Below are 15,781 nucleotides of genomic sequence, written 5' to 3'. Positions count from 1 at the left end.
CCGGAAGCCCAGCTCCTCAGCGATTACTGCCTGCGCTCGATCTACTTCCTGGACGAACCGGAGCACCGCGGTGTCGCCGTGGTCCAAACCCCGTCGTTCCCGCAGGGCGGCCAGTGCACCGGGCGATTCTTCCCGGGGATCCGCAGCCTCCTGCACCGCAGCGCGTCCCGGTATGGAGCCTCGTTCTGGGTCGGGTCCACCGCGCTCATCCGCACGAGTGCCCTCGGCGATTTCCGTAGCGGTCGGGCCGGGGGAGTAGCGGCCGTGCCCGCCGAAGTGGATGCCCCCCGCGGCCTGGCCATGCCGGCCCGCGCCGCGTCCGGGCCGTCCTCACCGCCCTCGCCGTCCGCACCTGGCTCGGTCTCCGCGGTCGACCTGGGCGTGCGCGGCTGGACGCTCGCGAATTTCCCGGAGCGTCTCAGCTTCAGCCCGGCGGCCCCCGGATTCGGTTCGGTCATCGTGCAGCACCGCCGCCCGCTCCTCGGCGACGCCGTTCTCCTGCCCCGGATCTGGCGGCAGCTGCGCCGCGAGTTCGGGGCCGGGCGGTCCGCTGGCGGGAGCGGTCGTTCGCCCCGGTGGACGCCGCGCTGAGGGACGGGCGTCGCCGGGCGTCCGTTGTGCACACAAGAGGTCGCCGGAGGCGGTAAGCTTTCTAAGTTGTCTCCTGCAGAATGCGCTTCTCGAAGTGTGTTGGCGGAGGGTGACGGGCTGTAGCGCAGCTTGGTAGCGCACCTGACTGGGGGTCAGGGGGTCGCAGGTTCAAATCCTGTCAGCCCGACCAAATGTCCCGGAAACTCAAGGGTTTCCGGGACTTTTTGGTTAGAGGATTTAACGAGAGCCCCGCGCTACGCGAGCGGTCTCATCGAGGCACCCGGCTAAAACCGTAAAGGCCCACGGAACGTCTAGGCTCCTGAGGTCATCCGGGCGGTCGTGTCGAAGGTCTCGTGGACCTCTCGGTCGGCCGCGACGGGCAGCGCTAGAACTCACACCCGCGTGGGAGCGCAGTACGTCCATGTCGAGAGCGGCATCCGGGGTTCCCGGGGGCGAGCATCTCTTCGCTTCCCGAGTCGTCTGCGCTCACCATGAACGGCCGTAGCCGCGTGATTGCTGGGATGCCCATTCCCCCACCCGTTTCGAACGCCCGCGGGGTGAACGCTGGCCTTTCCATCAATCAAGAACCTCCATCGAAACCGGGGGGTGATACTACTGTTGCCGTATGTTCATGAACGAGCCGCTGCCCAGCCACCCCGCTCCGGATAACCCGTCAGGGAAGCTGATTCTCTTGCGCCATGGGGAGACGGAGTGGTCGAAGGAGGGTAAACACACTGGACTCACGGATGTTCCGCTCACCGACCGGGGAGAGGAACTGGCCCGCGGCGCGGGCAGGTTAGTGGCCGGCTACGATTTCTCCCTCGTGCTGACCTCGCCGCTGCAGCGTGCGCGACGCACTGCTGAGCTCGCTGGCCTTCAAGCGGAGGTTGATCCGCTTCTCATTGAGTGGGACTACGGCGGGTACGAGGGGCGTACGACGCGCGATATCCGCAGCGAACTCGGCTACAACTGGAGCGCATTCACCCACGGCGTGATTCGTGGTCACACGCCCGGTGAGACGGTCGAGGAGGTCGCCGCCCGCGCGTCGCGGGTGCTCACGCGGGTGCTGCCTGCCATGGAGGAGGGAAATGTCGCCCTGATCGCGCACGGCCATTTCCTGCGCATTCTCACCGCCGTGTACCTGAGGATGGCCCCTCGATTCGGTGCTCAAATCACCCTGGATGCTGGATCAGTCTCCGTGCTCAGCTTCTACCGTGAGCAGCCGGCCATCGTGTCTTGGAACTACGGAGCCGAACTTCCCTTGGTGCCCTCGGAGTCCTAAGACGCAACTCAGGCTGCCCAAGGACTTGCGATTCGGTGCCGGCTGCTGGTGCGCCGGCATGTGAGCGAGGTTGAACATTTCGCGGATGCGGCTGCCTGGGCGAAACCGTCGGACCTAGAACTGCGCGGCCTAAAAGCGCGCGGTACCTCGCAACGGGCGGGGCCGGCCATCCGGGTCCATGACGAAGCGCCCGATGGGGACCGCCCAGAGCCGCTGGATGCGCGTGACCGGTTCGGGAGTGTGGTGGCGCACTCGTCCCGTGGGGCGGGTCGCGCGGTGGCCGGTTGCGTGCCAGTCGTCGAGGCCGTCGGCGGTGGTGTTCCACAGGCGGAGCGCGGCGGCGGGGTCGCCGAGCGCGGGATCGTCCGGGTCCAGGCCCAGGTGTTCCGACCACAGTTGCAGGCGGAGGTCCCGGGCCAGACGCCCGGAAGCATCGGGGCCGTTCCCTGCGCCGGGTGCTTCCGGGGTGCCCGGGGTGGTATCGATGACGGCGCACGTGAGCTCGCTGTCGGTGGTCCACGATCGGCGATTGAAGTTGTCCGAGCCACAGGTGACCCACGTGTCGTCGACGATGCAGACCTTGGCGTGCACGTAGATCGGAGTGCCCGCGGCGTTCTCGAGGTCGAAAACGCCGACCCGGCCTGGCGCGGCGCGGCGGAGCATGCTGAGTGCCCGCAACTGGCCCAGCCGGCTTGCCGGCCCGGCGAGACGCCCGTCGGAGTCGGGATACCGGGGCACGACGACGATCAGGGTCAACTCGGGGTTGCGTGTGAGGGCCGCCGCGAGAGCGGCTGCGACTTCCGTGGACCACAGATACTGGTCCTCTATGTAGATCAGCGAGCGCGCGCGGGCGAAGGCCTTCCCGTAGGCGCGGGCAATGCTGCGCTCCCCGGCAGGCGCGAACGGGAACGGTGGGCGCTTCACACCGTAGGTGCGCAGCAGCTGCACGGCGTGCGGGCCCGCCGGCGGCGGTGGTGGCGCGGATTCCGGCAGGGGCCTGGGGTGCCGGGGCATGCGGGCGAGACGCTGTAGCAGCATCCGGTAGGGCGTGCGCCGGTCCAGTGGGTGAGGGTCGTTCCATCGCTCGGCGAACACCGCCAGTAGGTCTGCCACCACGGGGCCGTGCAGTTCGAGGGAGGCATCGTGCCACGGCGGGCGTTTGCCGTACCGCGGATCCATATCCAGCGCCTGCGGGTCTCCCGTGTGTCCGGCGTCGTCCCGGCGGCCGTGGCAAAGGTCGAGTCCGCCGACGAACGCGATGTCCCGCGACGGGTCGTCCCGACGGCGGATGACGAAGAACTTCTGGTGATGCGAGCCGAAGAGGCGCACGCGCTGGTCCAGCAGCACCTCGCCGCCAGCCTCGTTGATCTCGCGACCCAGCCGTTCGTTGGAGCGGCCGCTCATCGGGGCCGACACGCTTTCCCCGTGGGATCTCCAGACGAGGCCGCGCACTTCCACTCCCGAGCGGGCCAGTCCAGCGAGCAGATCGCCGATCGATGGCCCGTCCGGCAGCATCCGCTCGTCGGCATCGCCACGCCAGTCGGTGAACCAGACGCGGTCTCCCGCCTGCAACGCCGTCAACTCCTCGTGCAGCCGGGCGAAGTAGGTGGTGCCATGCACCAGGGGCACCACGAGGTTGCCCTCCGACCAGGCCGGCGATCCGGCACTACCCGCATGCACGTCCGTGGACAGGTTTCCGCGCTCGGCCCGGCTGAGGAACCAGGTACTCGGATCAGTGCGCACGCGATGCACTTTACGGCACGACCGATCCGAGGCCGAGGATCACTCCTGCACATCCTCGGGTGGGATAAGGGATCCGTGGAAGTGCTGCTGCCGGAACCATCCCGATGTGCCTCCACCGGGGATCTGATGCAGCCAAACGGGCAATGAAACGACCGTGATGTCTCCTTCAGGAGCAGCCGCGTGGATTTCGCACATGGACTGGCTCACCGACCCGCCGATCTACCTTCCACTTTGCGCCGAGGATCGAGCGTTTTCAATCGTTCCATCCGCGAAAGCGGAAGAACGTCCGTAACTTCCTTGGCGGTGCCGGTGTTGCTCGACGTGTCGGTCACGGTTCAGCGCTCCTAGTGCGTGCGGCCCTCGACGGGTGTGGGGCATCGAGCCGGTGTGCCGGTCAGCCCCCGTTGGAGACGGTCGTGGCGGTCGGGGAGATCGCGTCCTCGGGCCAGGCCGACTCGTACGGGTGGCCGGTCAGCTTCTCGACGACCACACGGGCCTCGGAGGTGACCTCGTCCTTGGAGCCGCCGGCCTCGAGGCGGTCGATCTCGGCGCGCAGAACTGCGTGGTTCTGCGGGTCGAGGTACATGAACCGTGAGATGGCGAACGCGATAGCGATGAGGACGAGCGGCCCGACGATGACGACGAGTGCGATGACGTGCTGGGTGCCGGAGCTCTGAACGAGGGGGCAGGAGTTGAGGCACGAGGCGTCGAGCTGCACGCCGCCCTCGCTGCCGGGCTTGAGGAATCCACCCAGGTCCAGGAACCACGAGACGATGAGGGTCGCGACCGCGCCTGTCGACTTGCGGCCGAAGGTCATCACCGCGGCATAGATTCCGGCGCGGTCCTGGCGGGTCATAATCCGGTCGACGTCGGGGATGAACGGGAAGACGTTCCACGGCGTGAACTCGAGGATGGATCGTCCGGCCTGATACGCGAGGCCGACGATGACGAGCAGCACCATCGTCGAGGACGGCTGGATGAGGTAGATCGCGCCGAGGGCGAGCAGGCAGGCGATGATCACGGAGTAGGACATGGCAAACAAGTAGCGCGGGCCCTTGCGGATCATGAGGAATGCGGCGAGCACCGTGGTCGGCAGCCCGATGATGGACAGCGCCTGGAGGGTGAGGCCGAAAGACTCGCTGCCGTGCACGGCGTACACGACGAAGAACGTCAGCGCTGTGGCGAAGATGTCCTTGCCCGTAAAGGAGAAGAGATAGATCGCCAGGTGCTTGCGGAAGCTCGAGTTCTTGAACGTCGAGCCGAAGTCCTTGAGGTTGTCGGTAATGAGCTTTCCGACAGGCACCTTGGGCTGGGCGTCGAGCTCCGCGAGGAACTCCGGGGTGAGCTTGCGCTCCCAGGTGGTGAAGTACGTCGTGATGACGGCGCCGGCGAACAGCACGGAGAAGATGAGACCGGTGATGAGGTAGGCGTTCGGGTTGTTCGTCCCCTTGATCTGGGCCGGGATGAAGAAGACGAGGAAGGTGCCCGTGGCCGACAGGAACATGCGGGTTGAGCTGAGCTTCGTCCGCAGCTTGTAGTTGTCCGTCATCTCGGTGGGCAGGGTCTCCCACGGGATGAGAATCATCGCCATGATCATCTCAACAGCCAGGTAGACGATCAGGTAGTACCAGAAGCCCTGTTGCGAGATCCACAGCAGGGGGAAGACGACGAGGAGCAAGGGTGCGCCGATGAGCAGGAAGAAGTGGCGGCGGCCGAACTTTTTGCCCAGGCGGGTCCGATAGAAGTTGTCGGTCAGCGGGCCGATGATGAGGCTGACGACCGCGTCGACGATGCGGGCGATGAAGAGGATCGTGCCGGCTTGGACGGCGCTGACGTCCCCGTAGGTCGTGAAGAAGTACAGCATCAGGCCGCTGATGATGGTGTTCCAGCCGCCGCCCATGAGGTCCAGGACACCGAAGCCGATGCTCCGGGCAAGCGTGATGGGTCGGGCCGTGTACACGCGTGGGGTCGATTTGTCGATGAGGGGGCTCACGTCATTGTGCCTTCTGCTTCAGGGTCCCAGGCTCGTTCCGGGGATGTCTGCACACTACCATACAAGCACACATGCGTGTGTGATCGAGGCATGAGCACAGCGATATACGGATCCTTCCCTGTGCCGACACGGCCGAGCTCAGCGACTAGGTCCGGCTCAGCGCTTCCTCATCGGCCGCAACATTCTTCTGCACGGCGAACTGGGTCCGGTGTAATTCCTCGTACCGACCACCCACAGCCAGCAGTTCCTCGTGCGTACCGCGCTCCACGATCGAGCCGTCCTCAACCACGAGGATCAGGTCCGCGTTGCGGATGGTGGAGAGGCGGTGTGCGATCACCATCGCCGTCCGTCCCTTGAGCGCCTCGCTGAGCGCCGCCTGCACGGCGGCCTCAGACGTCGAGTCCAGCGCCGCCGTTGCCTCATCGAGGATGACGACGCGCGGCTGGGCGAGCAGGAGTCTCGCGATGGTCATCCGCTGGCGCTCACCCCCGGACAGCCGGTAGCCACGCTCTCCCACCATGGTGTCCAGCTGGTCCGGCAGCGACCGGATAAGCGGCTCGAGCCGCGCACGGCGGACGGCGTCCCACACCTCGTCGTCGGACGCCTCCGGCCTCGCAAGGCGCAGATTGGAGAGGATGGTCTCGTGGAACAGGTGGCCGTCCTGCGTCACCATGCCCAGGCTGTGCCGCATGGAGACGAACGTGACATCGCGGACATCCGTCCCCGCGAGGCGTACGGCGCCGCTGTCGACGTCATACAGGCGCGAGAGGAGCTGCGCAATTGTGGACTTTCCGGCACCGGACGAACCAACGAGGGCAACGGTCTGCCCCGGCTCAATCCTGAAGGACACGCCGTGCAGCACCTCCTCGCCGCCGCGGGTGTCCAGCGTGGAAACCTCTTCGAGGGAGGCGAGGGAGACTTTGTCCGCGGACGGGTAGGCGAAGCGGACGTTGTCGAACTCGACGGCCACTGGGCCTTCGGGGATGGGGACGGCGTCGGGCTTCTCCTGGATGAGCGGTTCGAGGTCCAGCACCTCGAAGACGCGCTCGAAGCTGACCACCGCGCTCATGATCTCCACCCGTGCGTTTGCCAGGCCGGTGAGCGGCGCGTAGAGGCGGGTGAGGAGGAGCGCCAAGGTGACCACGTCACCCGTATTCAGCTGGCCGGCGAGTGCGAGGGAGCCGCCGAGCCCGTACACGAGCGCCAGAGCGAGAGCAGAGACGAGCATCAGTGCGGTGAAGAAGACGAACTGCAGCATCGCGGTCCGGACCCCGATGTCGCGGACGCGGGCGGCGCGGACGCGGAACTCCTCGGCCTCCTCGTCGGGCCGGCCGAACAGCTTGACGAGGGTGGCGCCGGGCGCCGAGAAGCGCTCGGTCATCTGCGTACTCATGGCGGAATTGTGGTCGGCGGCCTCGCGGCGCAGCGCGGCGAGGCGGCTGCCCATGCGGCGCGCGGGCACCAGAAAGATGGGGAGCATGATCACGGCGAGAACCGTCACGAGCCAGGACGTGCTGAGCATGACGATCAGGGTGAGGGTCAGCGCCACGAGGTTCGTGACCACGCCGGACAGCGTGCCGCTAAAGGCCTGCTGAGCGCCGATCACATCGTTGTTGAGGCGGCTCACGAGGGCGCCCGTCCGCGTGCGGGTGAAGAACGCGATCGGCATCTTCTGCACGTGGTTGAAGACGGCAGTGCGGAGGTCCAGGATCACGCCTTCGCCGATCCGCGCCGAGTACCAGCGCGTCACGAGTGATACGGCGGCGTCGGCCACGGCCACGAGGGCGATGACCACTGCGATCCAAACGATCGTGGTGACCGCGCCCTGGGCGACGATGACGTCGACCACCTTGCCGGCGAGTACCGGCGTCGCGACCGCGAGGAAAGCTCCCACGATGGAGAGGGTGATGAAGATCAGAAGCTTGGACCGGTAGGGCACCGCGAACGTCAGGATCCGCCGAACGGACTCACGGGAGAAGCCGTTCTTGCCGTCCCTGGCGGAAGAGATCTTGTACAGCGAGCTCCAGGCCGCGCTTTCCATGCTCATTGAGGTTCCTTCCGTGGGCAGAAGGCCCAGCTTAGATGGCGACGTGCCCCAGCTCGCTGTTCTCCGCTGCGCCGGCTCCGAGGCGGAAGTCAAGACGGTTGTCATCGTGGTTGGTGGTCGTGGTGGTGTTCCAGCCGGGGAACAGCCGGAGACTGACCCCGCGGCCGGGCCGAAGGAGCGGGCCCGGTCGGCGAACCACCGCCTCGACCCAAGTCGGTCAGCGGCACGATGCTGAAATCTTGTGAGCTAGGCTAACAAAAAGCTTGATGTTAGCGATCACTTTCGGCCAAAGAGCCCACTGGCGTGGCATCCAAGTCCCATAACCGGGAAGGGCATGCGTCAGAGTGGACAGCTGCGATAGGGAATAGCTGAGCACACCATAATGTGCCGCGCTCCATTTCATCGCCGAGAACGCACTCATGGCACAACGGCCTAGGCCCGAGACGACGTCCCGGCCAGCCATCCTTCCTAGTGATCAACCGGGGCTGAAACTAGTTCCTCACTCGGAGTGAAAAATGGAAAAAGAAAAAAAGATCGACAGCAAGTTCATCTACTTCTTCGGATCATTCGGAGGCATCCTTTTCGGCTACGACATCGGAGTCATGACTGGGGCGCTCCCGTTCCTGCAAAGCGACTGGGGCCTTGACGATGCCGCCATCATCGGTTGGGTAACCTCTGGCGTCATGTTCGGCGCCATCTTCGGTGGCGCTGTGGCCGGACAGCTTTCCGATCGATTCGGACGGCGCAAGATGATTCTCGCCGCAGCGGTCGTCTTCATGCTCGGATCAATTCTCTGCGGCCTGGCACCCGAGGATGGTGTCATCTATCTGGTCATCGCCCGAATCTTCCTGGGGCTGGCGGTCGGCGCGGCGTCCGCATCGGTTCCCGCGTACATGTCCGAGCTTGCACCCGCGCGGCTACGTGGACGCTTGTCCGGCCTGAATCAGACAATGATTGTCTCCGGCATGCTGATCTCATACATCTTGGATTTCCTGCTGAAGGATCTGCCCGAAGCGTGGGCGTGGCGAGTGATGCTCGCGACGGCCGCAGTGCCGGCTGTGATTCTGTATCTGGGCGTGTTGCGGTTGCCCGAATCGCCCCGGTTCCTGGTGAAAGTCGGCAAGGAAGACGAGGCACTCACGGTACTTCGCTACATTCGCCGCCCAGACGAGGTCGATGCCGAGCTCAGATCGATCACAGAAACGGCCCAAGTCGAGAAGCAGGCGGCTGGCAATACCTCACTTGCAACGTTGTTCGACAGCAAGTACCGGTATCTCGTCATTGCGGGTGTCGGTGTCGCCGCGTTCCAGCAGCTCCAAGGTGCCAACGCGATCTTCTACTACATCCCGTTGATCGTGGAAAAGGCCACAGGTAATGCGGCAAGTTCGGCGCTGATGTGGCCGATCATCCAGGGCGTGCTCCTAGTGCTCGGCTCATTGCTGTTCCTGGTGATCGCGGACAAGTTCAACCGACGCCTCTTGCTGACCGTGGGCGGCACGATCATGGGTGTGTCCTTCCTGCTGCCCGCGATACTGAATACCGTGATGAAGGACGCGAACCCGATGATGATCGTGGTGTTCTTGAGCATCTACGTGGCAGCCTATTCGTTCACGTGGGCCCCACTCACCTGGGTGATCGTTGGAGAGATCTTCCCAATGGCGATTCGCGGCAGGGCCTCTGGTATCGCATCGTCCTTCAACTGGATCGGATCGTTCGCTGTCGGTCTCTTGTTCCCGATCATGACCGCACTGATGAGCCAGGACGCGGTGTTCGCGATCTTTGGTGCCATTTGCATTCTTGGTGTCATCTTCATTCGGACTCGTGTCCCCGAAACTCGTGGCCGCACGTTGGAGGACATCGAAACCAAAAGTATTCCGACCCAGAAAGCTTTCGCTTCTTACGAGAGGGCAGGAAGGTGACGATGTTCTCCGAAAATTCGGGCGCTGCGTGCAAGAGTTACGGCGGATGCGACATATTCAGTAGGTGAGCATCGCCGACACCCCAGCCACCGCGGACAGGAGCGAGGGAGTGGCGCTGCCTGACAGTGCGGACCCGCCCACGACTGCGGCCGATGTGGACTGGTTCACCGTGATGGTCCGCGAGTACTCGACCGCGCTCATCCGCTATTTCGCCCGCCGCGGGCCGCGTCAGGATGCCGAGGACCTGGCCGCTGAGGTCTTCGCGACAGCCTGGCGTCGACGCAACGACGTGCCCCGGGAGGCCGTGCTGCCGTGGCTGTATCGCACGGCGGGATTCACGCTCGCGAATGCGCGCAGGAAGCACATCGATCTTCCGGTCGACGAGGTGCCCGAGTCGGGCGTGGCGCGAGTCGACGGCGATCCGGAGCTGAACAGCCTGTTCGATGCGGAACTCCGTGGCGCGCTGGCAAGCGTGAGCGAGCGCGACCGGCAGATCCTTCTTCTGCACGCGTGGGAGGGCCTGGACGGAGCCGAGCTCGCCGAGGTGCTCGGTATCTCCCGATCCGGGGCGGACGCCGCGCTGTCGCGTGCGCGCAAGCGATTGCGAGAAGCCTGGGGCGAGCGGATGTCGTTCTAGGGCTTCTGCAAGATGCGGCACGGAGCGCACATATACCAGGTGAACCGAAAGCCCGGAGGCTGATTGACATGAACGACGACGACAAACAACAAGACCCGGTCGCCCGGCTGCGTGCCGCCGACCCCGCGGGGGATATCGAGGCACGTGCCGGGTTCGCCGACGAGGTCGTCGCTCGGATGACCGGCCCTGAGGCTGAACCGATGTCCGGATCGGCACCCGTGGCCGACCTGGAGACGGCACGAGCACGCCGACGGCCGCGCTGGCTCCCGTTCGTCGCGGTCGCGGCGTCGATCGCGATCGTCGGTGCCGCGGGATACGGGATCGGAGCGAGCGAAGGCGGGCCGAAGAGCCTGGCCGACGGCGCTGCTCCGCCCATCACTCTGCAGTCCAATGGGCGCCCCGACAGCGTCGCGCACGGCGGAATGGAGACATCCGTGGGTTCTGGCGCCGCGACCGACCAGAAGATGTCTTCCTCGACCTACCCCCACGGATCCGGCCGGAACGCCTTCAGCGCGTCCGGTCTTGGCACACAGGCGGGCACAGCTCAGGCCTACGCCTACGACCCTCGTTCGGCATCCAGCTCAGACAAGGTCACCGCGCTCGCCGCGGCGCTCGGCATCGGGTCACCAGCCGAACTGCGGGACGGCAGCTGGGTCGCCGGCCCGCAGGATGGCAGCGCCCCGAGCCTGTCCGTGAGTCTCGACGGCATGCTGTCCTTCTACTTCCAGAACCCGCAAATAAACCCGTGGAAGTGCGAGGGTGACAGCGCCTGCGAGCCGACCGGCCAGCCGCCGAGCGAAGACGCCGCGATCGGAGCGCTTCGTGCGCTCCTCGCCGCCGCCGGCCGGGACCCCGCCGAGTTCGAATTCACCTCTCAGGTGTCGGAGGGCTCTCCCACACGAACCGTCACGGCAAAACCGGTCATCGACGGGCAGCAGGTCGACCAGGGCTGGTCCTTGGAGATGGCCGAAGGTGGTGTCGTCAACGCCAACGGTGCCCTCGCCGACGTCATCGCTCTGGGAACGTACCCGGTGGTCAGCGAGCAAGAGGGCTTCGAACGCCTCTCAGACCCGCGGTTCAGCGGAGCGGCGACGTCTCTGCCGATCGCCCTCCGCGATCAGGCGTCGACGACCGAGGAGTGGGTGGCACCGACGGAGCCGCCGGCAACACCAGTCGCCGGCACCTCGGTCTCCTGGCCGGTGAACAAGGTCGAGATCGTCAGTGCACGCCTAGGTCTCACCACCCAGTGGCAGCCGGACGGGAGCGTCCTGGTGGTTCCCGCGTTCGCATTCACGGATGCCGAGGGCGGCACCTGGTCGGTTCTCGCCGTCGCGGAATCGAAGCTGGACTTCCGGGCCTTCTAGACCATGACAGTCGCATCGGGCGACTATTTCATTCGCCGGTTCGTGCAGAGGCTGCTCTGCGTCGTGTCACGGGCGACCGCGGCGTTGGTTGACGAACCACTCATGGATCCAAGGATCGCGATCGTCTCGATGCAGGACCGAGTTGTCAGTCTCGGGCATGTCCGGATGGATCACCGCGTGCGTTCCTCCGACGACGTCCACCTGGAATCCATCGATATCGACACTGTCCCCGGGTGCGACGACCGTAACCCGGCCGTCGTTGTTGTGGACCTGCGCCACGACGTCTGCCGGCGCCCAGATCCGGAGCTCTCGCTGGGACTCGAGTGCCGCGGAGAGCAGGTCGACGTCGAAGTGGTCGGGGTGGTCGTGTGTGACCAGGACGGCGGACGTCCCGCCGACCAGCCGAGGCGCAGCAGGTGTGAACGTGCCGGGGTCGATGAGGAGAAAGGTGCGTTCTGTTCGCGGGAGAACCGTGGGATGGGGGTGCTTGTGGAGGATCACGAGAGGGTTGTCGCCTGTTCTGCTTCGGAGTGAGCGTCGGGGTGTGCGTCGAGCGGTGACCCTGGCGCACGGCGGATGCTGACTCGTCGGAGGACGATGGCGACCACCGCGATGAATGCGGCGACGATGAGGGCGTCGATGCCGATTCCGATGCGTAGGGCGAGGAGGCTGGAGAGGCCGCCGGCAGCGGTCGCGATCGCCGACACGATCGGGGTGCCGAGGGTCATGCCGACCTGCTGTGTCATTGTGACCAAGCCGGTCGCGAGGCCCTGTTGTCCCGGTTCGACACCGGACGTCGCGGCAACCAGGAATGTGACGACGGCGACCATATGACCGATCGCGGCTATGAAGCCGACCACGGAGTAGAGGGCGATCGATCCGGGGTGGTCGTTCACGGCGACGAGTGCGGCGGTTGCCAGCGCCTGGGTTCCGAGGCCAAGGAGCATCGCGCCGCGGATACCCAGCCGTCCGACGACGCGGGGCCCGATGACGCCGCCGACGACAGCGCCGACGCCTGTCAAGCCGATGATCAGACCGGTGATGAGCGGGTCGAGTTCCAGCACGTGCTGGAAGTACATCGTGGACAGGAACACAAGGCCGGTCTCCATCGCGAGCGATGCGAAGCCGATGAGGTGACCGGCGAGGATATTCGGCCGTGTCAGGAGCTTCAGGGGCACCAGCGGGGCGCTGTGGCGTCGCTCGGTGCGGATGAAGAAGACGATCAGGACAATGCTGGCGGCGAGACAGATCAGGCCGTTCGGGTCCGTGACGCCGTGCTCACCGAAGCGGGACATCGCGAAGACCAGGGTGATCAGCGCCGTGGTGATGAGCGCCGCACCGCGCACGTCAAGGCGGGCCTGATGCTCTCTGGTTGGTTCGCGGATGATGAGTAGCGCCAGTACAACGACTGCGGCGGCGATCGGGACGTTGACGAGGAACGCTGCCCGCCAGGACAGGTAGTTCGTCAAGATCCCGCCGAACACCGCGCCGGCAGTGAATCCCAGCGAGGCGAGGACGCTGCTCAGCCCGAGTGCCCGGCGTCGGAGCGGCCCCTCCGGGAAGATGGAGGTGATCAGCGCGAGCGCGGCGGGCATCGCGGCCGCTGTCGCCAAGCCCTGCAGCGCCCGCGCTACGAGCAGAACCGCGGGAGAGCCAGCGAAGCCGCCCACGAGCGATGCTCCAGCGAGGACTGCCATACCGATGACGAACATCCGGCGACGTCCGACCCAATCGCCCAGCCGCCCGAGCAACAACGTGAAGCCCGCCGCGCACAGCGCGAACGTCGTCGCGACCCACTGCACATCGGCGGACGCAAACCCCAATGCCGACCCGATTTCCGGAAGTGCGACGTTCAGAATCGAAAAGTCCACCGAGAGCAGGAACTGCGAGGAAAGGAGGATCAGGAGTGCGACGAGTTGGTGTCGGGTCATACGTGAGTGCATTTGCCCTAGCCTGTCGTTGTCGGTGATGACCAGCCAGACCCCCGGTGTGCGTACCACCAGCAGGGTCAGGCTGATCCTCCCGACCGGTCGCTGCACCGCGCATACTGGGATGATGTCAACAGAGTTTGGGGACTTCCTTCGCAGCCGCCGCGCCGCGCTGACTCCGGAAGCGGTTGGGGTGAATGCCTATGGGGCGCGGCGTGTTCCCGGACTGCGGCGAGAAGAGATCGCTCAGCTGGTCGGCGTGAGCGTCGCCTATTACACCCGGCTCGAGCAGGCAGCGGATGCAGAGCGAGCATCTGATCAGGTGATCGAAGCCCTCATTCGCGCCATGCGGCTCGACCCCGATGAAGCACTCCACCTCCGTCGCCTCGCGCGCCCCTCGTACGCGCGTGCGATCGGTGTCCCAGCCGAACGGCCGCGCCAGAGCATCTTGCGGCTCATCGCGGCCCTTCCCGGGCCTGCGATCGTCTTCGATCACGCCAACGATATCTACGCCTGGAACAGGCTCGGTCACCTACTACTTGCCCACGACCTTCCCTTTGACGCGACCGAGCGGGACGACATCCGTCCGAATTTCGCCCAGCGCTTCTTCCTCGGATGCGCTGGCCCCGAGCTGTTCGAGGATTCAGAGACCATGGCGCGTGAAGTCGTTGGGTTCCTCCGGTACTCGTCGAGCACCTGCCCCGACGACAAACGACTCAGCGGAGTCATCGGTGAGCTCGCACAACGCAGCGACGCGTTCGCCAGGATCTGGGCTGAGCACCCCGTGCACGACCTCAGCTATGGCCAACACCTTTTCGCCCACCCCTTGGTCGGTCGGCTCACCCTCGACTTCGACGTCCTCCGGCCAGCTGAATCCAACCTGCGCGTCCTCACCTACCAGGCACAGCCGGGCACCCCCGACGCCGACGCCTTACAACTCCTCGCCCAACTCAGCCAGTGACGGATGCGAGTGGGCACGTAGCATCGGTCGCGTGAGGTCCATATCATCCGTCACCGGGTCGTAGCTGTCATCGCTCAAAGGGGTTCGGACGGCCACTGGAGGGCGCTCCTATCCCCAGCGGGGACGCGGGACTACGCTGACGAAGCTCAGGATCTTGCGAATCCCGTCGAGACCATCGTGGTTGCCCGATCGACCTGCCTCGACCTGAAAACCGAAAAGTGGAGGAACGAACATGGCCACCGAACACGCAACCGTCCCGGCTCGCTCCCCATATCGAAGGACTTCGTTGATCGCGGGCATCCTTTATGTGCTCACCTTCGTCTCGATTCCGTCCCTCGTCCTGTACGGCCCGGTAAAGGGTGCGGACTATGTTCTTGGCCCCGGCCCGGACACCGGGGCCTTGCTCGGCGGTCTCTCGGAGATCATTGTCGCCCTCGCGGGTATCGGCACCGCCGTCGTTCTGTTCCCCGTGCTCAAGAAGCAGAACGAAGCGGCCGCACTGGGCCTGGTGGCCGCACGGATACTGGAGTCGAGCGCCATCTTGCTCGGCGTTGCCGTGATCCTGACGATCGTGGCATTACGGCAGGGCGGTACTGGAACAGACGTCGTGGTCGCCGGCCACACGCTCGCCTACCTGTACGATCGCATCTTCCTCTTGAGTCAGAGTTTCATGCCGGCCGTCTGTGACCTGCTCCTGGGGATCTTGCTGTTCCAGTCCCGTCTGGTGCCCCGGGCCCTGTCCCTGATCGGAATCGTTGGAGCCCCCGTACTCCTTGCGAGCTATCTCGCCGTATTCACCGGGCTCATCGGTCAACACGACGCATTGGCGGGAGCCTCAGCGCTCCTCGTTGCCGTATTCGAGTTCTCGCTCGGCATCTGGCTGATCTTCAGAGGGTTCAGCCCCCAGGCCATCGTGGCCCTGGAAAAGAGGAGCTTGTTCAGCGCTGCTGTTCGATAGTTCACCGGGGTCCTTCCCGTCGCCACTGTCTCGGATTCCGAGGTACGCGCACAGACGACGGCAGCGTCGGGAACAGATTCCGCGGGGATGTCGCCGGGTCTCGGGATCGAGTGCGTTACTCCGACTCCAGCGCCTCCGCGATCTGCTTGATCGTCGCCAGCCGGCGGTCCCACTGCGCCCCGATCAGGTCGAGCCGCCGGGCGGTCTCGGCGAGCTGGCTGCCCAGCACCCGGTACCGGACTTCGCGACCCACTCGCACTGGCTCGACCAGTCCGACGTCCTGCAGCACCGCCAGGTGCTTGGCGATCGCCTGGCGCGAGACGGGGAGGACCTCGGCGAGGGCGGACGCCGATGCGTC

At 65.5% G+C, this 15,781-nt stretch carries 13 protein-coding genes, 1 tRNA gene and 1 pseudogene; 8 read left to right on the top strand and 7 right to left on the bottom strand.

Going from position 1 to position 15,781, the window contains the following annotated elements; genetic code table 11:
* The 3 genes and pseudogenes from QN345_RS07865 to QN345_RS07855 all read left to right on the top strand — a co-directional run.
* Positions 1 to 591, top strand: a pseudogene (locus QN345_RS07865) (hypothetical protein); the annotation flags it as partial.
* Positions 592 to 704: 113 nt separating this feature from the next.
* Positions 705 to 781, top strand: a tRNA-Pro gene (locus QN345_RS07860).
* A gap of 435 nt (positions 782 to 1,216) precedes the next feature.
* Positions 1,217 to 1,873, top strand: a complete 657-nt coding sequence (locus tag QN345_RS07855; RefSeq protein ID WP_322140734.1) for a histidine phosphatase family protein — start codon at positions 1,217 to 1,219, stop codon at positions 1,871 to 1,873.
* Positions 1,874 to 2,002: 129 nt separating this feature from the next.
* Here QN345_RS07855 and QN345_RS07850 read toward each other — a convergent pair whose 3' ends face one another.
* The 4 genes from QN345_RS07850 to QN345_RS07835 form a co-directional block, all read right to left on the bottom strand.
* Positions 2,003 to 3,616 carry a phospholipase D family protein gene (locus QN345_RS07850; RefSeq protein WP_166791034.1) on the bottom strand — a complete coding sequence of 538 codons (1,614 nt, stop codon included), beginning with the start codon at positions 3,614 to 3,616 and terminating at the stop codon, positions 2,003 to 2,005.
* A gap of 394 nt (positions 3,617 to 4,010) precedes the next feature.
* Entirely contained in the window at positions 4,011 to 5,609 is a 1,599-nt protein-coding gene (locus QN345_RS07845) for an MFS transporter (RefSeq protein WP_322140736.1), read from the bottom strand.
* 145 nt (positions 5,610 to 5,754) lie between these two features.
* On the bottom strand, positions 5,755 to 7,656 hold the full coding sequence (locus QN345_RS07840) for an ABC transporter ATP-binding protein (protein ID WP_322136113.1): 1,902 nt from the start codon (positions 7,654 to 7,656) through the stop codon (positions 5,755 to 5,757).
* Between the two features lie 31 nt (positions 7,657 to 7,687).
* Positions 7,688 to 7,855 (bottom strand): hypothetical protein, encoded by a 168-nt coding sequence (locus QN345_RS07835; RefSeq protein ID WP_198413402.1) that lies wholly within the window; start codon positions 7,853 to 7,855, stop codon positions 7,688 to 7,690.
* 316 nt (positions 7,856 to 8,171) lie between these two features.
* Here QN345_RS07835 and QN345_RS07830 point away from each other — a divergent pair, with 316 nt between their 5' ends.
* The 3 genes from QN345_RS07830 (at position 8,172) to QN345_RS07820 (ending at position 11,576) form a co-directional block, all read left to right on the top strand.
* On the top strand, positions 8,172 to 9,575 hold the full coding sequence (locus QN345_RS07830; protein WP_134558554.1) for a sugar porter family MFS transporter: 1,404 nt from the start codon (positions 8,172 to 8,174) through the stop codon (positions 9,573 to 9,575).
* Positions 9,576 to 9,639: 64 nt separating this feature from the next.
* Positions 9,640 to 10,212, top strand: coding sequence for a sigma-70 family RNA polymerase sigma factor (locus QN345_RS07825; protein ID WP_322140737.1), 573 nt, complete (start codon positions 9,640 to 9,642; stop codon positions 10,210 to 10,212).
* Positions 10,213 to 10,280: 68 nt separating this feature from the next.
* Positions 10,281 to 11,576 carry a hypothetical protein gene (locus tag QN345_RS07820; protein WP_322136110.1) on the top strand — a complete coding sequence of 432 codons (1,296 nt, stop codon included), beginning with the start codon at positions 10,281 to 10,283 and terminating at the stop codon, positions 11,574 to 11,576.
* Positions 11,577 to 11,642: 66 nt separating this feature from the next.
* On the opposite strand, the gene QN345_RS20565 is transcribed toward QN345_RS07820, so the two are convergent.
* Both QN345_RS20565 and QN345_RS07810 read right to left on the bottom strand, forming a co-directional pair.
* Complete coding sequence (locus tag QN345_RS20565; RefSeq protein WP_369125143.1) at positions 11,643 to 12,077, bottom strand: MBL fold metallo-hydrolase; 435 nt, start codon at positions 12,075 to 12,077, stop codon at positions 11,643 to 11,645.
* A complete protein-coding gene (locus QN345_RS07810; protein ID WP_322136108.1) occupies positions 12,074 to 13,507 on the bottom strand; it encodes an MFS transporter in 1,434 nt (477 codons plus the stop codon). The genes QN345_RS20565 and QN345_RS07810 overlap by 4 nt, the downstream gene beginning before the upstream one ends.
* 124 nt (positions 13,508 to 13,631) lie before the next feature.
* Here QN345_RS07810 and QN345_RS07805 point away from each other — a divergent pair, with 124 nt between their 5' ends.
* Both QN345_RS07805 and QN345_RS07800 read left to right on the top strand, forming a co-directional pair.
* Entirely contained in the window at positions 13,632 to 14,465 is an 834-nt protein-coding gene (locus tag QN345_RS07805; protein WP_134450270.1) for a helix-turn-helix transcriptional regulator, read from the top strand.
* A 286-nt stretch (positions 14,466 to 14,751) separates the two neighbouring features.
* On the top strand, positions 14,752 to 15,423 hold the full coding sequence (locus QN345_RS07800; RefSeq protein ID WP_322136107.1) for a DUF4386 domain-containing protein: 672 nt from the start codon (positions 14,752 to 14,754) through the stop codon (positions 15,421 to 15,423).
* 115 nt (positions 15,424 to 15,538) lie between these two features.
* Here QN345_RS07800 and QN345_RS07795 read toward each other — a convergent pair.
* Positions 15,539 to 15,781 (bottom strand): helix-turn-helix domain-containing protein (locus tag QN345_RS07795; RefSeq protein WP_323508550.1); only part of this gene is annotated, 243 nt, incomplete at its 5' end.

It is taken from the genome of Cryobacterium sp. 10I1 (assembly GCF_035019805.1).
Lineage (GTDB): Bacteria > Actinomycetota > Actinomycetes > Actinomycetales > Microbacteriaceae > Cryobacterium > Cryobacterium glucosi.
This window is presented reverse-complemented; position numbering and strand designations above follow the sequence as displayed.